This is a genomic window from Psychrobacillus sp. FSL K6-1464, assembly GCF_038003145.1.
GTDB classification, from domain to species: domain Bacteria; phylum Bacillota; class Bacilli; order Bacillales_A; family Planococcaceae; genus Psychrobacillus; species Psychrobacillus psychrotolerans.
In genome coordinates, this window is the sequence record NZ_JBBOOP010000002.1 from 162,056 (window position 1) to 181,687 (window position 19,632).

Sequence of the window (19,632 nt, forward strand, 5' to 3'; positions counted from 1 at the left end):
AGTAGTAGCAATATCGTTTTGTAAATATGGAAATATATAGAATTTTCTGACTTCAACAGCATTGAACCTGTTTTTTAACGTCTTGAAATATGAATCAGGATTCTCATGCCTAGAAACATCAGCATGGTAAATACCCATGTTGTTAGTACAATGAAGAACGTTTCTGAAACCACCTCGCCATATGATTTAGAACTAGATACAAGGGAACCTCTAGCATCTAATAGCCATTGCGGTTGCGTTAAATTTAATTCCTCACTCACTAATAAAAACTTAATGCTAAAGACTATTGCAATATACAGACTTACTATAGCTTTTCCTACACCTAATAGTTGGATAAAAAAGAATTTCAGATATGTCAGTACCGATTTAATTGCAATTTCCCAAAATCCTTGTGTGTTAATATGTTCTTCTTTACATATCTTCCAACCGATTAACCAGGCTTGTACTTCCTCCCAAAGAACAAAAACAAAGCATATTACGCCTAGTAAGTGTTTCATCCTTCCTAAATTGCTAAAGATACGGAAAAATGAATTACCCTGTTGCCCTTGGTAGTGGTGTCCCAGTTCGTGAGCTAATGTAAAGACATTTTGAGGATTTTGTAGATTATCAAGTGCTGGATAAGTTATCATCTGCTTGTCTGCATGATAGCCATATTGATAACTATCGCTATAATGCTTTTGAAGTAAGATACCTTCTCTTGAAATTCGTTCGATTACCTTATTCATCATACCCTCCGCTGTTCATTAAAAGTTCTTCTATAATTTTTAAGCTTTTTGATATGGCTTACCGTCTTGATTTAACAAAGGGGTTACGGATAGACCTCCATCATATCCTCCGTTTCTGTAATTAATGAGATATTCTATACCTGTTTTACTATCCAAGAGAATATATGTTAAAGAATCTATTTCTTCCTTGGTAAATCGATTCTTATTATCTGAATCATCATCTAGATAAGGTGTTCCATCACCGTTTAATAATGGGGTAACATCAACACCTCCATCAAATCCACCATTTCTGTATAACTGCAAGTACTGTACTTTAGTTTCTTTGTCCGTCAGTATATGCGTTAACATATCAATCTTTGCGACTTCAAATCGAGAATTCGAACTAATCACATTGTCATCAGATTTGATTACCGCAGAAAAGAGAGACTCTGAAGGATCTGAGCTACAACCACTTAAAATAATTACTGCTAAAAGACCGACGATTATTTTTCCTCTTTTTTTCATCTAATATTTTCACCCTGTCGTAATTTAGTTATATTTCGCTTGCAGTATAAAGTCGGCCTTTCTTTCTTGGTATTCCACTCTTAATTGTTTAGCAATTTGAACCTCTCGTGTTAAGGACTCGGTATTCAACTGAAAATACTCATTCATTTTTTCCTCTAGCAGTTGGTAAATGACGGTGACCGCTTCGACAATTGATTGATGATGTAACGGAACGCCTTTTCTCAAACTGCTATCCACTTCTTGCAATAGATAAACCACATCTACTAATTTGGCAACTAAATATTCTGATGCTGGTTTAGAATCAGAATAGATGATACTCTTGCATTTACCAATCAAATAATTGGTATTCAAAAGAGTTTTAACATAGTCCATCGTTTTTGTATTGAGGTGGAACACTTCTTTATTACTTCTAATTTGGTGTAGATAAAACCATTCTGAATGAGTAGGGTCCTCCTCTATTTGTTTTATCCAGTTCAAAATTTTAGATTGTTTAGGACTCCACTCTGCAATATCTTGGATGCAGTCTACAAACATGTTCTGAGTTGTAAAAGCGGTCTTTGCAATTAATTCATAATTAGGTTCGGATATTTTGTTCGATTTGAACAATGAAAACATTTCTATTCTCCCCCTCTTTTATTTTTTATTTTTGTCACTTTCCAATTTGTTTAGATCTGAACAGAAATGCTTTTCGATTTATGATAGATAACTAGATTATTTTTTGTAAATATACGTATCGTTGTGTAAGACGTATTCTACTTCATTTTCTTTAGAATTAACTTTAACTGTATATAATTTATCTTCCGATTCAACAAGGTATTTTCCAGATCCTTTTATATCTTGTATTAATGCTGATTGATTTTTTGTTATTTCTCGAACTTTAGCTGTTGCTAATTTCTCAATTGTATCTAGCCACTCATCTATATTTTCTTTCGTTCCTTGATAGACTAATTCATAGGTTAAATCATCATTTCGGTAAATGCTATCTACATTCGTACCAATTTGGCTTAAATGAAAAATATATTCTACATTATCAATAATGACACTGTAGTGCAAAGGGCCTTGCCCTTTTTTGATATAGCCGGTTGTGGCATCCAAAATTTCTTCCGCTTTACTTATTACCATGTTTTCTTTGTCTGTGGTTTTTGTTATTGTAAATAATCCATTATAAATGAGTGTAAATATTACTAAACCACTAAGTAATGCAGAGGCTAATGATATTAAACGACCAGTAGGAGACGCATTCTCAGTTACCGCATTCATTATAGAAATCAAAATTACAAGTAGCAGGAACACTGCAACCATTAAACTAAATAAAAACCCCAAGGGTGTATTAAACATCCAGAACCATTTCATCTAATTCCCCCCATTTAGATATTTACAGCATGTGAAGTCCATTTTTTCTTCATCGATTTCTTCTAGGCACTCATCACTCTGGAACTTTTACTTTATAATCGAGCCCAAACTCGCGATTGATTTGTGTTAAATAAAGACTTAATTCATCCAAGCCATTTAGATACTCTTCCTTCGTATGAATTCGTTCAAAATTAACTTTCGTTCCTTTTCCATTTGGCTTAAGCCATTTTTTAGGCTTGTTTCCGTCATTAAGCATGTGTATCCACATATGAGCTTTTGCCTTTGCATATTCTTCCCCTGGTAATTTGTGTGTTAATACTGGATAGTTTATTTGTCCACCTAAAACTCCGACTTTGCTCATCTTCGATTCCCCATTTCAAACTATTTTTTTATCATCTTAATAGCAAACCTCTTTTACTCTCATAAGAGTTTTACATATTTCCCATCCTCTTTAATAAAGAGTTCCGTACTGTTTTTCCATTGATAAATATCGAGTAAATCATACATTTTCTTCTGTTTTGTCGAATCAGTGGACACGCTCAGGTTATAAATCACATGAAAATCATCTGGCAAGTTATCCCTGTCTCGGTAGCGTTCGTAAATAACCGGGACATGCTTTATAAGAGCAGATGCGGCTATTTTCAAAAAGGTTGATTTTTGACTTTTGGATAAACGTTTACCATTCTTGTTTTTTGCAATGGATAGTATAGTCATGCCACACGTAAATTCCATGTATGTGAAATTATTAGAATCCAGTTTGCTGTCAGGATTGTAATATCTCTTTAATTTGCGTTTCGTGTTAATAACAGATTGCAGCTTTTCTCTTTTCTCGTACCACCAGAAATTTCCTGGTTGAACCTCCATTAAACCAAGTTCCTTTTTCGCTTGTTTTCTTTTTTGCCTCAAATTCAATAAAATCACTCTCCTTTGTCCATTGATTAAACAATTCAAGACTCGTTCGTTGTTTTCTGACTCTCTTCTGCAACAGATATAAAAGATGCGTCTAAATTTGCCACGACATCAAAAGCTAACTGAATTCTCCCTTGATAAAACAGTTCTATAAAAAAGGCTTCTGTCATGATTTCCTTCATAAAAGTGTTAGTTAAGTTTGATAAGATAATCTCTTGTTTATGAGCAACGACAAACCAGACAATATCCTTATATCTTGCTAGGATCGCTTGATTAATTTTCTTGCCTTTTAAGTGCTCTGGCATTTCTACAGAATTCATCTATTCCACTCCTTAATCTTTTAACATTTTTTAGTTGTTTCTTAGGAAAAATTTGTCGTATTCCATTCCTTCAGCATTCAAAAAATCCATCAGGGATTCCATACTTTTCTTAGTTTTCATCTGCTCCCATTCGTCACCTTCGAAGCCAAATCCCACCTCTAAAGTTTGAACTGCCTCTTCAATATTTGTTGTGGAGTAAGTAAATCTCAACCCTAGTTTTTCGCTACTTGTAATAGCCATTAAGGATGCTCCTTCCCGACTTCTATTTATACTATAGTATACATATTTTAATTGTCGTTGTCAATACAAACAGAAAAAACCACCCCAATTAGAGTGGTCAAAAAATAGCGAATAAAAAAAGACCACCTTTTAAGGTAGCCTTCCTCTTTTACTTAATAACGACAGCATCCAAACGTGCTTGAAATGCACGTTTTACTTTTGAATCCGGTAGTTCTTGGATAGAACTCTGTGCTTTGTTAAAATAATATGTTGATTTATATTTCTCTGCGTAACCCAACCACTTCTCCACTATATTTATAACTGCAGGAGAGATAATAGGTTCCTTGACCTCTGGTTCTGTTGGTGTAGGTTTTGGGTCAGTTATGATTGGTTCTGTTGGTGTTGGATTTGTTGGTTCTGGCTGTGTTGGAGCTGGAGCCACTGGTGTTCCACCATTTCCATTAGATAACGGTGTGTCTAACATGAAATTTGCTTGATGCATCATTGTTAATAGTTCATCTTTTTGACCAGATGCTGGCATATTTAACAGTGCTGATTGTGCACGTCCTAAATAGTATGTTGACTTATATTTTACTGTGTAGTCTACCATTTTCTTAGCATTGTCTAAATCTTTAGGATTGATTTCATTTCCTACAGGTGGCGTTATAACTACTGGCGGAATTACTTCTTTTGATGGAACTAATGGATAAAACGAAGTTAGATTCGCTAACCCATATCCATAAAGATTATCTTTTCCTTTAGCCCCCAAATCTACAATGCCCATTCTCAATCTTAATTCAAATTGAGCAGGCTTCGTATATTTCTCCGATTCTTTCAAAATCGCAACCATTCCAGTTACGTAAGGCGTCGCCATTGATGTTCCACTTCTACCTTCATACGTCCCATTCTTTGCTGTGCTGACAATTCGCTCACCAGGTGCAGCAAAATCTACATTTGCCCCATTCGATGAAAACTCAGAAATTTTTCCCGTTTGTCCCACAGAAGAAACGGTGATCGATTCAGGATAATTACCTGGATACAGTAAATTTTCTCTCTGATTTGAACCATTGTTACCTGCAGCCGCAACAACCGTTACTCCTGCATCCATTGCTTTTTTCACTACCATTTGAAGAATTGGTGAATTATACGTTGTGCCAATACTCATATTGACAATATCCATATCGTTTTCAATAGCCCAGTTGATCCCTTTGATAAAGTTAAGGACATCACCTTTGCCATCGGCACTCATTACTTTTACTGCATAGATAGAGGCATCAGGTGCAACACCTATAATGCCTTTACCATTATTTTTAGCACCTACAATACCTGCTACATGCGTACCATGACCATTGTCATCTGAATAGGAGTTTGTGTAATCTACGAAAGACACTCCACCAGAAACAGTTAATTCCTCATGTGGGGCAATACCGGAATCTAATATAGCAATATTGACTCCTTTTCCTGTATAGCCTTTCTTATGAGCATTCACAATCCCAGCATACTGATGTCCCCAAGATGCTTGCTCTCCATTGTCTAAATCAATGACTTCCCCTATAGAGGAAAGATCCGGAGTCGCAGTTGCAACATTTGCGGTGATACTTTTTTCAACATATAAAATATCATTACTTTTACTTAACTCTACAAATTTCTTTTCATCTACTTGAATAACGAGAATTCCTAGGTCTTCCAATGAATTATCTTGAACTTTTGTTCCTAATTTAAGAGCTAGTTGCTTCCCTTTTAGATTCTTGTACATTACTAGTGCTTCAAATGTTTTTCCTGTTAAATCTGTTTTCAATGTCAGATTAGCGTTATTAGTGACTTTTCCATCCCCTAAATTTCCCGTAAGTTTAATTTCTTTACTCAATTCTTTTGTTTCTATCGAAGATGCAGATATTTCTCCAGGTTGAGCTACTAAACTGCCTAGCAGCACGCCAGACAACACTAATGCTCCCATACGCTTTTTCCATAACAAATCTGTCTTTTTAAAACCCAATTTTCTACCTACCATCTCAATTTCCTCCTTAGTTACTTTGCAGATATACTGCTCCTTTTTTGTGTGTTCCGTTCATTGTATGCGATTTCCTTGTAAACTATTATACGATAACGTGCGACTCCGTCCTACGCCCTTTATAACTAAAGGCTCTATTGAAAAAACAAAAAACATACAAACTAGTCCTACTATTGTCACGCTTAGCCATTATTATTGTAAATTATATTTTATTTTCTTGATTTCCTGAATAGGCAAAACCACCCCCCAGGAGTCGCTTATATCTTTGTTTAGTTCAAAGCTACATCTAGTCTTGCTTGTATTTCAGCTTTAAGATTCGACATGATACAAGTACTTTTAACAAGTATCTTTAAGAACCATTGCTATGACTGGTCGAACGCTATCAAAATTTCAAGTTTTCCCCTATATATAGTCGTACGAAAGTTGTTGCGATTTTAGGCATTTCATTATATGTTCATAACATAGTTAATAAATGAAACTATCAGGAGGTCATACATTTATGTTTAACAAGATAAAAGAGGTCGTTATACTTTTTATAGAGTTGTTCTTAGCTGTTATTGATATGGAGGTAGTAGAGGAATCTCCTTTACCTCCTTTAAATCCTGTGGCTCCTTCTTTGAATCTGCCAGTGTGTATTGATTCCCCTATTCTTCCAGAAACGGACACGTTACCAGTCAATCGAAAAACAGCGTTCCGAGAGTGGAAGCAATGCATTGAGGAGTACGATAGCTTGAGAAGCATCCTTGTATCTGCTTGAAAGTCTCTTTACACAATTGATGGCGTCGTTCCACTTAACTGTGTTATGAGTCTTAATGTGGCACAACCGCATGAAGACCTTACTATGTCGCACGATTTTGTAGTTTCTTTCCATACGACAACTTTCTAAATAAAACAAAAAAGGAGCACCCCCGAAGGAGTAGCTCTTGTGTTGTTTAGTTTATAACGGCATCGAGTCTTGCTTGAAGGTCAGTCTTAGCTTTCCCTTCAGATAAGACATCAATAGCAACTTGTGCTTTCGTGAAGTACGTTGCACGTTTGTATTTCTCTGATAGCTGGACTGCATTATCAGCTGCTACTACCAGTTTTTGCATTTCAAGTTCTTTCTGCATGTCTATGAAGAATGTAGAAAGCTTATTTATCAGCTCGTTGTGTGTTGCGTCATATTTGCTTAGAGCCTCTATCGCTTTAGAAGCTTTCGTCATATACGTCGATGTCTGGCGATCTTTCGCCACTCCAACTGCTGTGTACGCTTCTTGAAGGGCTTTCTTGATTGCTGCGTCGGTGATTGCGTCGATTTCGACCTTCAGGTCGTACGCAAACTGCATCGCTTCGGTTACTTCGATTGCATCTAAGCCGTCCACAAGTGCTTGTTTCGCATCGCCATCTTTCAGTCCGTTCACAAGCGAACGAGCTTCTTCGATAACGAACAAGTCACTAGCTGTTTCTGCTTTAGTAACCGCATCTGTCGCTGCTTTCAGTTTCGCTGTTTCGATTTGGACACTCGCTCCGTCGGATAGAACATTCAGTCTCTCCTGAAGAGCTGTTTTCACTTCGCTCGTATGAAGTTTGTCGACAGCTTCCTGTGCACGTGTTAGATACGGGTCACGCTTGTAGCGTTCTGCATAAGAAACTTGTGTCTCGGCTGCTTTTAGGAGTGCTGGGTCCACCTTAGGTGCCTCTGGTGTAACTGGAGCTGCACCAGCAATAACTTTCAGGCGTGCTTCCAAAGCTGTTTTGTCTGGGCCATCTTGCAACTTGGAAACGAGCTCTTTCGCACTTGAGAGGTACGGTTCGCGTTTATGTTGTTCAGCTAGAACGACATATTTAGTCGTTTCCTCCACTAGCAGGGCTTCTACTTCCGTAGAAAGTGCATCTTGGATAGCTTTGATACGATTCAGAAGCTCCGTTTTCTTGAGAGAATCTATCAGCTTGTTGATGCTGTCCATAGCATCCGTGATGTACGGTTCACGTTTCGTCAGTTCTGCTGATTTCACTTTGCTTTCTGCATCTAGCGTAAATTTGAGTTGTTGAATACGCTCCGCAAGGTCCGTTTTAAGCGGTCCGTCTGTCAAGACTTGGATGGCTTTCTCTGCAAGCGAGATGTTGTAGTTGGTCTGTCTTTCTTCTGCCTGAGCAACTACACTCATTGCTTTTTGGTTGGCCTCAATGCTCGAGATGCGGTCTGTAAGTTCCGTTTTTATTGTGCTGGCAGGTAATTTAGCAACGAGTCCTTTCACAGTTGCAATTTGCTCTTTTGTCGACTGATCGTTTAGATTATTTACAACCTCTTGTGCTACTTTTAATAGCTCGGCACCCTCAGGCGACACTGTAATAGCATCTAATCGTTCTGTGAGAGTCGATTTTTCGGAAATAGATGGCAATGAATCTACTAATACTCGAGCAGCATCTATATCTGCTTGAATTTTAGAAGTTTCTGCTTTTTTCACGGATACAGTCGCTTTACTGATTTGTTCTGCTATTAATTTAGCATCATCGATACCCTTTTGAACAGCATCTAAGCGTTCTGTGAGAGTCGTTTTCTCTGTGCTATCAGCAAGACCGTTCACAAGAGAACGAGATGCTTCTATATCTGCTAGCAATTTGGATTGCTCTGCTTTTTCAACAGATGCTACAGCTTCTGCTAGTGTATTGTCGTTCTGTGGCGTCTTCGCATCTTCTGCTTCTTGCTGCGTATTGTCTTTTAGCTCCGATTCTGGCAATTGAGATACTAATTCATCCAGTCCTGCTAGTTCGCCGCTTGCGATCTTATCCCAGATGACTTCGAGTAATCCGATGATGTCCAGCACATCCTGCACATAATGAGCTACATCTGTTCGGTGAGACGCATTTAGAAGGGATGCCGAATCAGCTAAGATGACATTTAACGCATCCTTCATCGCTAACACATCTGCACGTGTGCCTTCTCCCGTGAGCAAGTACGCTTTCATGTCGTCAAGTTCTGCCATCGCCTCTTCATAGGATACAGTAGACGCATCGATTGCCGTTTGTACGGTATATAAACGATTTGCTAAGCTTGATTTCTCTGTTCCAGATGGAAGATTGTCCACAAGTAAACGAGATGCTTCTACATCAGCTTGCAGTAATGAACCTTCTGCTTTTACTACGGATGTAGTAGCTATAGCTATCTGGTTAGCTAAATTGATTGCCGTTTGTACTGTATCTAAGCGAGATGTCAAGTTTGTTTTTTCGGTTCCATTTGGAAGTGTCGTAACTAATGTGCGAGCAGCTGTTACGTCGGCTTGGAGTGTAGAACCCTCCGCTTTTACAACTGCAGTTGTCGCTGTCGTTATTTGAGTTGCCAATGTTTTTGTATCGTCGATTGCTTTTTGGACCACATTTAAGCGAGTCGTTAAGCTGGTTTTCTCCGTTCCTGTTGTCAATGCGTTAACGAGCGTTAATGCGGTAGTCACATCTTCTTGTAGCTTAGATTCTTCTGCCTTGAGAACAGATGTGTTAGCTGTTGCTATTTGAGTAGCTAAATTAATAGCAGTTTGTACCGTATCTAAGCGGGATGTTAAGTTTGATTTTTCCGTACTTGATGGTAATGCCGTTACTAGCATTCGTGCTGCGTCTAAATTGGTTTGAGAAATGGTTTCCTCTGCTTTTTTTACAGCATCTGTGGCAGCATTAATTAGCTGAACATCCATTATTAAAATAGGAGTGGCCATATTCACTTTTGTGCCATCTCCAAGTTGTCCACCTCCATTATGTCCCCATGTATAAACTTTGCCATCTGAAGTGATGGCTATAGAGTGATTATTTCCGGCCTGTACTTTAACAACATTTGATATTCCTTCTATTTTTTGTGCAGATAGTCTTTGAGTCCATGTTCCATCCCCTAATTGACCAAAATTATTAAAACCCCAGGAATAAACATTCCCTTCCGAGCTAATTGCAAGAGAATGATTATTTCCAGCAGACACATCAACTATATTGGTTGGAAGTCCATTCACTTTAACAGAGAGTTTTCTGTTTATTTTCGTGCCATCCCCTAATTGCCCATAGTTATTCATCCCCCACGCATAAACAACTCCACTTAATATCGCAAGAGAATGATTAGCACCAGATTCTATAGCCTTAAAACCATATAAACGACTTACTTTAGATGGAATCAATTTATCAATATTTGTATCGTCACCCATTTGACCGAAATAATTATCTCCCCATGCATATACCGTTCCATTAGATGTAATGGCAAGGGAGTGATACTGTCCGGCCTCTAACGCGACAATATCAGTTAAACCGTCTAATTTTGTCGGGACAAGGTTATTAGTCGTAGTTCCATCGCCAACTTGTCCGTCCCCATTACTTCCCCAAGCATAGACATTTCCATCTGACGTGATAGCTAGAGCATGTGTCTGACCAGCTTCCATCGCAACAACATCCGAAAGTCCATCGATTTTTACAGGTATACTCCTAGACGTTACCGTCCCATCTCCCAATTGTCCGCTCCCATTATTTCCCCAAGTATAAAGACTTCCATCTGACGTGAGTGCCATAGAGAACCCGTTTCCTGAATCCACCGCTACTACATCTGACAATCCATCAATTTTTGTAGGAATAGTTTTATCTATTGTTGTTCCATCTCCAAGTTGTCCGGCAGAATTTTGCCCCCACGCATAAACACTTCCTCCTGGTGCAATCATAAGAGTATGAGAAGTTCCTCCCGCTATAGTTTTAGAATCTTCAACTATGCTCGCTGCATCGGCAACCTCAAATATGGACAAGTCCGAAATCGTGCCAGTCGTACCAACAACCCCTGCGAATCCTGATAATAATAAAGATGCAGCTAGCGTGGAATTCATTATAGATTTTGATAGTACATTACGTGCTTTATACTGCTTGTTTTTTACTTCGTTCATTGAGTATTCCTCCTGTGTTTGATTTAGTAGAACTATCCATTGTATGCACCTCAGGTTTCATGATTCGAATTAGGTAGCTTATGAAGTTCTATCTCATATAAAAAAGCCACCCCCGAAGGAGTGGCTCATATCTTGTTTACTTCATAACTGCATCGAGTCTTGCTTGAAGGTCGGTTTTTGCTTTCCCCTCAGTCAACCCATCAATAGCAGATTGTGCTTTCGCAAAATACGGTGCACGTTTGTATTTCTCCGCTAGTGCAACTGCATTATCAGCTGCTACTACCAGTTTTTGCATTTCGAGTTCTTTCTGCATGTCTGTGAAGAATGTAGAGAGCTTCTCGATCATTTTGCTGTGTGTTTCTGAATAAACACCAAGTGCTTGAATGCTTGCAGTTGCTTTTGTCATATACGTAGAGCTTTGTCGTTCTTTTGCAAGAACAACCGCTTCGTAAGCAGCTTGGAACTTCTGCTTCATGTTCACATCTTCAATAGAATCAATTTCGACTTTTAAGTCATAAGCGAACTGCATTGACTCCGTTACTTCAATTGCATCTAAACGCTCAAGAAGGGATGTTTTTGATTCGCTATCCTTTAGTCCATTGACTAGGGAAAGTGCATTCTTTATAACAGTCAAGTCGCTAGCCGTTTCTGCTTTTGAAACAGAGTCAGTAGCAGTTTTAAGTTTCTCCGCATTGACTTCTTCACCGGCCGCGTTTAAAAGGACATTTAATCTAGCTTGGAAAGCCGTTTTAGCTTCACCATCAGTCAATTTATTAATTGCTTCTTGTGCACGTGTCAGGTAAGGGTCACGTTTGTAACGTTCTGCAAATGCTACTTGAGTCTCTGCATCTTTCAGAAGTGCATCGTTTGCTGGTGCACTTAATTTGTCTTTCACTACTTGTAAACGTGCTGCAAATGCAGTTTTCACTTCGCCATCTTTCAGGTTAGCCATAGATGTTTCTGCTTTTTTCACGGTTGCAAGTGTACTATTTTTCTCTGCATTCGCCACATCTTGCTCTACTACTAGTAGCAATGCTTCATACGCTTTGTCTGCATCTGCTTTCATGGCATCTTCTACAACTTTAATTCTTACTTCCAAAGCTGTTTTTTCTGAACTCACTGGAAGTTTAGATACTAATTCTTTAGATTTTGCGAGATATGGTTCACGTTTGTGCTGTTCTAAGAGCTCCACTTGAGCAGTAGCTTCTTTAAATGGAGCAGCTTGCTCTCCACCTGCAAGCTTATCTTTAATTGCTTGGATTCTCGCTTCTAGCTGTGTCTTTTTCGGTCCTTCTTTTAGTTTTGCAACACTATCAATTGCATTTTGTAGATACGGATCACGACTTGATCTTTCGGCAGCTTGTACCTTACTCTCTGCGTCCATTGACACTTTCAGTTCTTGGATACGTTCTAACAACGCTGTCTTCTGTGGGCCATCTTTTAGCTTCGCAACTGATTTCTCTGCTATCGAGATGTTGTAGCTAGTTGGGAATTGTTCCGCTCGCTCGACATCTTTCGTCGCTTTTTGCGTGCGGTCGATTTCTTCAATCTTCTCGACCAACTCTTCTTTGTCAGGACCATCAGGAAGCTTATCGATTTTATCTTTTACGACATCGATTTCTTCTTGTGTTGGATTATCTCCAATTTCATCAATCGCTTCTTTTGCATCTTCAATTGCTTTTGCGTCATTAATTGCCTTCTGCACAGCATCTAAACGGTCTGTCAAATCAGTTTTGATTGAACCTGTAGGCAGGGGATTAACAAGTAATCGACCAGCATCTACATCCGTTTGGGTAACGCTAGCTTCTGCTTTCTCTACAGCTTTTGTTGCAGCAGCATATAAATCTGCTAACTCTTTTGCTTTTTCTACGTCTTCTTTCGTTTCATCCTTCAGTACAGAATCAGGCAATTGATTCACTTTGTCATCGATACCCGTAACATCTCCACTGTCTATTTTCTCCCAAATCTCTTCCAATAGAGCAATAAGAGCACGAATTTCTTTCACACGATTATCAATATCTGTACGATGAGCTTCTTTCGAAAGCTTCTTTCCGCTAACAGAGATAGTTATTAAATCATCTTTCATCGCAAGGATGTCGTCTTTTGTTGCTTCACCAGTCAGAATATAAGCTTTCATCTCCTCCAGTTCAGCTACTAATCCATTGTAAATAGCTAGTTCTCCGTCTTCATCTACCAACGGATCTGTTCCATTTTCAATTTCCTCTAAATCTGAATCTCCATCACCATCTGTATCTGGATTCATAGGGTCTGTGCCATATTTTTCTTCATCTTCATTAGACAATCCGTCACCATCGCTGTCTTCATTAGGATCGTACTCACTTTCTCCCGTTTCTCCAGCTTTTACAGGAACTACTTCTAAGAAGCCTTTCGTTCCATCAAATGGGAAAGCATATGTGTAGAACGGACTACCATCATGTGGCACTTCTTTTAGCGATACGCCGTTACGGTACACGATATATTTCCCTGCTCCTGAAACAGATGACCACTCGATTTTTATTTCTCCGTCGACAATACTGATTTTAATAACCGGTGTTTCTAATTCCCCTGGCTCTTCTGGTTTCGTATCACCAGGTTTTGTCGGGTCCGTTCCGTTCTCGATTTCTTCTTTATCGGGAATACCATCGCCATCACTGTCTGGGTTTTTTGGATCTGTCCCATTTTCGATTTCTTCTTTATCAGGAATGCCATCACCGTCACTGTCTGGGTTTTTTGGGTCTGTCCCGTTTTCGATTTCCTCTTTGTCAGGAATTCCATCACCGTCACTGTCTGGGTTTTTGGGGTCAGTTCCATTCTCGATTTCTTCTTTGTCCGGAATCCCATCATTATCGCTGTCTGGGTTATTTGGATCTGTTCCGTTTTCGATTTCTTCTTTATCTGGAATACCGTCATTGTCGCTGTCTTTCTCAGGATCTTCTGGTGTGACCGGCTCTGCTTCGACATCTGGAATCACCGGTTCCCCTTTAGATTTGTCAGCAAATACAGGGACGACTTCATATCGATAGCTCGTGCCAGCAATTACTTTACTGTCGACAAAACGTACAGCCGGTGCGTCTACAGAACCAATTTTTGCTCCGTTACGCATAATGTCGTAACTAACTGCATCTTTGATTTCAAACCAGTTCAATGCAAACTGTTGTGGCGTCAGATCTACTTGAGCATAGTAAGCACCATTTGTTACAAGCCCAGATATATCCGTTACTCGTACATTGATTGCTGTGTTGTCATTAATGTTAATCGAGTCTGCAACGTAAGGGATCCACTCGCCGCTGTTCAACTTAACTTCCACTGTTTTAACCCCAGAACCAACGTCTGATGATGTAATAGCAAGTTTGCCGTTCACAATCTCTACCTTAGAAATTGTAGGCTTGTTTTTGTCGATGTTTGATACAGTGAATGTCGAAACTTCACTTTCGTTACCTTCATCATCGTAATAGACAGCTTGAATCAAACCATTTTCTGCTACTTGTACAGGTCCTTCATAGATCTGCCAAGGGGCATTTCCTAGTTTCACTTCTGCATGTACAGATTCTGCTGGGAAATCAACCGTTAAGGTGATTGGTGTAGATGACCATTCAGTAGTATTTAGGCTAAATGACACATTGGTTGCAGCACTTGCTTGTGTAGTACCAAATAAATCATGAAGCACCCCTTCCTTCGAAGCGTCTCCCATTACTGCAGTTCCCGATAAAAGTAAACTTGTTGCTAAAGCCACTTTAGTAGCTCTTTGACTCAGTACATTTCGTGCTTTGTATTGCTTGTTGTTCTCTTCTTTCATTCTTTTTTTCCTCCAATATGATTTCAGTTTATTAAGCCGTCTATTATATGCGTGCGATCTTTGTTTATTCGAAGAACCTTAGGAGCGAACCTTCGACTGTATTCGAATCTTATTTCCTAATAACTTTTTTATTAATTGAATATGATGTCATATCAAAGAGGAGGAGATTTACGATGAAAAGAATGAAAAAGAGTCCAATAAAAACAGCAAAGGCCTATACTAAACAGCGAATAGACGTTATTAAGCCCTTAGCAGAAAATGATGCCGCTGCGATGTTCCTATCTCTGCACGAAATGAACCTTGATAACATGATGATGACTATCATGTTGGACCAGATTCAAGTAGATCCCAAGGAAACAGCAAAAAAACTAGTACCCTATTTCATGAAGAACCTGAAAAAAGGTACTAGATTTGGATATTTGCATGATATGGAGATAGAAGGGATCTTACTCCCTGAAGATTATAAGGTTGTATTTTTACAATTATTAGAAATGGCAACGGAAGAAACTTTGAAACGCAAGGGTGTTCATTTATTTGCCTATCCAAAAGAAGAGACACATGCAACTCTATTTGAACAGGCTGGTTTTACCGTATTATTGGAAGCCAATTCAGAGGTTCCAGCTCTGTATGTAAAGAAACTGTAATTTTCTAAAAAGAAAGATCCGCAATTACCGCGGGTCTTTTTGCTGTATCAACCAGAAAACGCAAAAAAACACCCTATAATATTAACGGGTGCTTTTGTAGAAGACTGAAGAAAAGAGCTAGTGAATCGAATCACTAAGCTTTATTTATGCCAATGTTACAGCTACGGTAATTGCCCCATTTGTAATAGCAATAAATGTGGCAGGAACACTCTTCATATTGCGATAGGCTTGTACAGTAATAACCGCTAAGGACCCAACGATTGCTGTTGTGAGCATATGAAACCCTCCTTTGTTAACACTTCCGTGGCCAGCGATTTCATTCATCACGAGGGAGAAGGTTAAGTTGATTTGGGCTATTGTATTCAATTTGCTGGGTATTTATAAATTAAATACTGCTTAACATTGCCGAACCAGTTTTGGAGTGTCAAAATTTCATTTTGAGTCATCGTTACTTCTTTTTTAAAAAGCATTGTTCGCTTCTAAACAAAAGAAGAGCCTTGCACAACGCAAGACTCTTACCAATAGGCATTCAAAGCTATTAATTTCTGTTTCGACCATTCTTCATATTGCTTCCTGGCGTCTAAAAATTGATTGCAGTCGAATACAGACATAATGGAACCGCATGCTATCGCTTCATCAAGAGAAGCAGAATTTGTCAGATTCTCTCTATTTCTTGTAGTTACGAGTATTTGATATTCTTCAACGCTGTATGCATTTCCGTTTTCTTTTTTATTTAAACGTACCGTAATAAACCCTGATTCATCTACGACCAACTCTGAAAAACTAGACAATATCGGATCTTTCGCCCATTCTTTTGCTGGAGAAAAAAGCTGAGTATACTTCCCATTTCTTACAAGAAGAACGATAATATTTGCCTGTTCTTGAAAAGAAGCCACTTTGACCATGGTTGTCATCTGAAAGGTATCCAACCACAAAATTCCTGAATCTTTTCGTCTCCCAATAGTAATCACCAAAAGGCCCCCATTCGTTCCTGATATTTATTCAATTCAAATCCCCCACCATCAAAAATTCGGAAGGGATAAAAACCTTCTATACCTTCTACTGCATCCTGAATCCTTGCAAAATCTTTCCTTTTTAAATTATTCATCTCTCCAAATGCGAGTATGAATTCCGATTTGTTCACGTTGTTTGATCCAACAATGGTCATTAATGTCCCATCTGCTGTTACAAACATATCGCCAGATGTCATGATTTGCTTTATATAGGTTAAAGAGTTTTCACTTACGTCCGTTACTATAACGTTCCTGCCTCCTTCCCTTTCCATCATTAACAGACGGAAGTCAGAATGAGTAGTCCAGGCATGCATAATCACTTCGCCTAACGAATTTTGAAACCGTATTACCTCTTTGCGATTTGCATGAAGTTTGAATAAGTCCTCCCCACCATACAAACAAATTCGTTGGTCTGTCATGTTGATTTTATGTTCTTCCATGTATTCCCCTCCTTACATATCTCACCAGAAACATCCAATCGATTTCTCCCATCTTAAGAACAAATGTTGAGAAAATGTTGTATCTTGGTTCTCAATTGTAATAGATTTCCCTCTCTCACTTATGTGAAGAATCTTTTCATTGTTAGATAGGAATTTCACTGCTTTGTCCCAGGTATTGAAATCCACCTTTTTCACCAACACAAAGGTAGTCACACCGTTATATTCACCGACTGCAGCTAATTCTCCTAATTCACTAACCCACCACTCAAAATTATTTCTAAAAAAATTAGAAAGGACTTGAAATGTAGCATCCGGTCGCATGGAAATTGCATATCGTGAAATTTCTCCTCGAATATTAGAGATTAACATTCCAATAACTTGCTTATCAGAACCAATTAATGCTCTTTCCAGGTGTTCGTGAAAATTTCTTACTGCTTCACTGTCCATTTCTTTTGACTGTGTACAAGAATAATAAACCTTACCAAACAATTCAATTTGATTCCGATTCATTGGAACACCCCATCCATTTAAATAGTAGAAGCAAGCTGGGGACTTACCAATATACCCCAACCGCTTCTATCACCTCGTTTTCTGTTATTGTTGGAACTTGAAAAAAATCTTCGGCATCATTTGCATTTAGCATATGCTCATCCATATTTTCGTGTATATGCTCAAATAACTCGGAACCTTCTCCAAATTCTTTCACCATTCCTCGGTACAAATTATGACTGAATAAATAAATTTTCATCCGATGCGTTCCATCATGATGATGACCCAAAACTGTTACTTCCCCGTTGCTGTCTACTTCTAATTCTACGGTATCGCAATTACCCATCGCTTCTAAGGGCGAATTATTCAAATCGATAAGCTTCCCACCGATTGGACTTCCATTCCATAAACCCAATTTGCCTGCTAAAACCATTTGTGCTACTGGCTTGTTAAATTTTTTCTTATATGCTTCTTTACACTTCTCCAAAAAGCTAGTGAAGTACTCTTTTTCATCACTCCATCCAGACTCAGAATAAATAATTGTATCGGAATTGACATTTTCGAGTTCTTCCAGACTGCTATAGTCTCCTAAAACCCAACATTCTTCTACATTGTCGTACCCCTCATAACAATTATCCGAACTTAACACGATAGCCGATTTCAACATAACATCGTCCTCCTTTTTAAATAGGTCAGTTTGACCTTCCATGTTTTTCGTATCATTGTATGTTATGCGAGAGGGTAAAAAATAGTCGCGACTATGTGTGAGAACTAATCGTTTTTCTGTTAATCTATTCAACTGGCTTCACTATAAAACAACAAGTTTTGCTGGATGATGATTGACAAATATATATTTTGGGTATATTATGTAAAATATATTTTACAAAATGAAAGAGGTGTTTAATATGGTTAGTTCGTTTTCTTCTGAACATCTTGTTACAGCCATTCAAACTGTAGGAAATGCAAATATAATTAGCAAGGAGCAGCTTGGTCCTTTTAAGCCTATTTCTCCCGACGAAATTTTCACGACGAATCATCAAGAAGTCCGTGTTCGCATGATTGTGGACAATGGCAAAGAGGTCATGTTTGTTTCCGAACCTTATGATTTATTATTACCATCCGCAGAAATACATAGTAAGCACATATGTGAAAATGGACGAGTTCTAGATTTGAATGGTGCGGTTAAACATGCAGCCGATAGTTTGCTAAATATCACTTCTGCGGAAATAAAACAGATTGAATACCTTGATTTTCAGATAAGTTCTTCCAGTTTGGTTGAATTTGTCGTTCGTGTGAATGTAGAAAACGTGTTGAGAGATTCTTCTTATTTCTACTGGATACCGCACAAAAAAGCAGACGAACATATTGCTCGTCTACTCCAATAGATACCTATAGGGTTGCCATCCACAAGACAAAGATAATTGCCATATGAACGGGATAAAACCAAAAGAAGAAACTCTTTGGCATTTGTGGCATAGGGGCTTTAATCGGAAGTACTAACAATACGAGACCCATAATTGCACCTATTTGCACATACCAACCAGTTTCCCATGCGTAAACCAATGTCAGTGCGGAACCAATGACCCAAGCTAATCCCTTATGTTTCCTCAAATAATACCAAGACAGACCTAAGATCACACCATACCACCCATAATCGACATCAAACATATAAAGGAGAAGTACGGCTAAACCAATCATCCGAATATCTCGAATGACCATTAACACGAGAATCATTGCAAAAAGTACATTCAACTGATATGTGTTAAAAAGAAGTGTGTACGGAACTTGTGAGAGGAGTGCGAATAGCCAAATACGGACTGCGTGTGACTTAGGATTCCTTGTTCTGACTGCTCCTTCGACAAATAAGATCATAAACAAAGGAAATGCAATCCTCCCAATCACTCTCATCCATGTTTCTTCCGGAAAAAAGAATATGCCCACATGGTCAATAACCATTGTAATCATTGCTATCCATTTCAAGATCTCAACTCGGCTATCGAATGTTTGTCGTTTACTTCCGAACACCATATTCCCTGTCTCTTTTATTAAGCTCTCGCTCATCTTGCCCACTCCTTATAATTCAACTCCTGCTGTATAGCCGCCTCTTCTTTTTCTATTTGTACTCGTTCCATCCATCCCATGAGGGATCCAAATAGCAATAAAAGGCATGCTATTCCAACGAATAAGTAACCGATAAATTCATATTGCCATTTGTCTGATTTCTTAAAGACTAAATACACACCTAATATAAAAGTAATGATTGAAACAAAAATATACATTTAGAATCCGCCTTCCTGTTTTTCTATGGTATGCATATCGGAAAGAA

Annotated in this window: 21 protein-coding genes; 3 read left to right on the forward strand and 18 right to left on the reverse strand. The window is 38.5% G+C overall.

The window, feature by feature from the left end:
• Positions 1-74: 74 nt before the first annotated feature.
• The 9 genes from MKX39_RS20870 to MKX39_RS20910 form a co-directional block, all read right to left on the reverse strand.
• The gene (locus MKX39_RS20870) at positions 75-728 is read right to left on the reverse strand and encodes a hypothetical protein (protein ID WP_340771771.1); all 654 of its coding nucleotides are present in this window, start codon (positions 726-728) and stop codon (positions 75-77) included.
• Between the two features lie 36 nt (positions 729-764).
• A complete protein-coding gene (locus tag MKX39_RS20875; RefSeq protein ID WP_340765121.1) occupies positions 765-1,229 on the reverse strand; it encodes a DUF6440 family protein in 465 nt (154 codons plus the stop codon).
• Positions 1,230-1,253: 24 nt separating this feature from the next.
• Positions 1,254-1,844 carry a hypothetical protein gene (locus MKX39_RS20880; RefSeq protein ID WP_340765122.1) on the reverse strand — a complete coding sequence of 197 codons (591 nt, stop codon included), beginning with the start codon at positions 1,842-1,844 and terminating at the stop codon, positions 1,254-1,256.
• A 96-nt stretch (positions 1,845-1,940) separates the two neighbouring features.
• Complete coding sequence (locus tag MKX39_RS20885) at positions 1,941-2,582, reverse strand: hypothetical protein (protein WP_340771772.1); 642 nt, start codon at positions 2,580-2,582, stop codon at positions 1,941-1,943.
• A gap of 73 nt (positions 2,583-2,655) precedes the next feature.
• A complete protein-coding gene (locus MKX39_RS20890; protein ID WP_340765126.1) occupies positions 2,656-2,943 on the reverse strand; it encodes a hypothetical protein in 288 nt (95 codons plus the stop codon).
• A 59-nt stretch (positions 2,944-3,002) separates the two neighbouring features.
• Positions 3,003-3,494, reverse strand: coding sequence for a hypothetical protein (locus MKX39_RS20895; RefSeq protein ID WP_340771774.1), 492 nt, complete (start codon positions 3,492-3,494; stop codon positions 3,003-3,005).
• Between the two features lie 35 nt (positions 3,495-3,529).
• Entirely contained in the window at positions 3,530-3,811 is a 282-nt protein-coding gene (locus tag MKX39_RS20900) for a hypothetical protein (RefSeq protein ID WP_340765129.1), read from the reverse strand.
• A gap of 30 nt (positions 3,812-3,841) precedes the next feature.
• Complete coding sequence (locus tag MKX39_RS20905; RefSeq protein ID WP_340771775.1) at positions 3,842-4,051, reverse strand: hypothetical protein; 210 nt, start codon at positions 4,049-4,051, stop codon at positions 3,842-3,844.
• A gap of 148 nt (positions 4,052-4,199) precedes the next feature.
• The gene (locus MKX39_RS20910; RefSeq protein WP_340771776.1) at positions 4,200-6,041 is read right to left on the reverse strand and encodes a S8 family peptidase; all 1,842 of its coding nucleotides are present in this window, start codon (positions 6,039-6,041) and stop codon (positions 4,200-4,202) included.
• A 499-nt stretch (positions 6,042-6,540) separates the two neighbouring features.
• Between MKX39_RS20910 and MKX39_RS20915 the strand changes: the two genes are divergently transcribed.
• Positions 6,541-6,798 carry a hypothetical protein gene (locus MKX39_RS20915; RefSeq protein ID WP_340771777.1) on the forward strand — a complete coding sequence of 86 codons (258 nt, stop codon included), beginning with the start codon at positions 6,541-6,543 and terminating at the stop codon, positions 6,796-6,798.
• Positions 6,799-6,973: 175 nt separating this feature from the next.
• Here the strand turns inward: MKX39_RS20915 and MKX39_RS20920 are convergent, their stop codons facing one another.
• Entirely contained in the window at positions 6,974-10,924 is a 3,951-nt protein-coding gene (locus tag MKX39_RS20920) for an RCC1 domain-containing protein (RefSeq protein WP_340771779.1), read from the reverse strand.
• 136 nt (positions 10,925-11,060) lie between these two features.
• Positions 11,061-14,720, reverse strand: coding sequence for a hypothetical protein (locus MKX39_RS20925; protein WP_340771781.1), 3,660 nt, complete (start codon positions 14,718-14,720; stop codon positions 11,061-11,063).
• Positions 14,721-14,893: 173 nt separating this feature from the next.
• Here MKX39_RS20925 and MKX39_RS20930 point away from each other — a divergent pair, with 173 nt between their 5' ends.
• Positions 14,894-15,364, forward strand: a complete 471-nt coding sequence (locus MKX39_RS20930; protein ID WP_340765139.1) for a hypothetical protein — start codon at positions 14,894-14,896, stop codon at positions 15,362-15,364.
• Between the two features lie 144 nt (positions 15,365-15,508).
• Here the strand turns inward: MKX39_RS20930 and MKX39_RS20935 are convergent, their stop codons facing one another.
• From MKX39_RS20935 to MKX39_RS20955, 5 genes are all read right to left on the reverse strand, one after another.
• On the reverse strand, positions 15,509-15,640 hold the full coding sequence (locus MKX39_RS20935; protein WP_340765141.1) for a hypothetical protein: 132 nt from the start codon (positions 15,638-15,640) through the stop codon (positions 15,509-15,511).
• Positions 15,641-15,879: 239 nt separating this feature from the next.
• The gene (locus tag MKX39_RS20940; protein ID WP_340765143.1) at positions 15,880-16,335 is read right to left on the reverse strand and encodes a hypothetical protein; all 456 of its coding nucleotides are present in this window, start codon (positions 16,333-16,335) and stop codon (positions 15,880-15,882) included.
• On the reverse strand, positions 16,332-16,817 hold the full coding sequence (locus MKX39_RS20945) for a hypothetical protein (protein ID WP_340771783.1): 486 nt from the start codon (positions 16,815-16,817) through the stop codon (positions 16,332-16,334). Before MKX39_RS20945 ends, MKX39_RS20940 begins: the two co-directional genes overlap by 4 nt.
• 21 nt (positions 16,818-16,838) lie before the next feature.
• Positions 16,839-17,327, reverse strand: coding sequence for a hypothetical protein (locus tag MKX39_RS20950; protein WP_340771784.1), 489 nt, complete (start codon positions 17,325-17,327; stop codon positions 16,839-16,841).
• Between the two features lie 43 nt (positions 17,328-17,370).
• Positions 17,371-17,973, reverse strand: a complete 603-nt coding sequence (locus MKX39_RS20955) for a hypothetical protein (protein ID WP_340771787.1) — start codon at positions 17,971-17,973, stop codon at positions 17,371-17,373.
• A gap of 238 nt (positions 17,974-18,211) precedes the next feature.
• Here MKX39_RS20955 and MKX39_RS20960 point away from each other — a divergent pair, with 238 nt between their 5' ends.
• Positions 18,212-18,691: a hypothetical protein gene (locus MKX39_RS20960; protein ID WP_340771788.1), complete on the forward strand. Its 480-nt coding sequence runs from the start codon at positions 18,212-18,214 to the stop codon at positions 18,689-18,691.
• Positions 18,692-18,695: 4 nt separating this feature from the next.
• Here the strand turns inward: MKX39_RS20960 and MKX39_RS20965 are convergent, their stop codons facing one another.
• Both MKX39_RS20965 and MKX39_RS20970 read right to left on the reverse strand, forming a co-directional pair.
• Positions 18,696-19,367, reverse strand: a complete 672-nt coding sequence (locus MKX39_RS20965) for a TraX family protein (protein WP_340771791.1) — start codon at positions 19,365-19,367, stop codon at positions 18,696-18,698.
• Positions 19,364-19,585 (reverse strand): hypothetical protein, encoded by a 222-nt coding sequence (locus MKX39_RS20970; protein WP_340771792.1) that lies wholly within the window; start codon positions 19,583-19,585, stop codon positions 19,364-19,366. Before MKX39_RS20970 ends, MKX39_RS20965 begins: the two co-directional genes overlap by 4 nt.
• Positions 19,586-19,632: the final 47 nt, after the last annotated feature.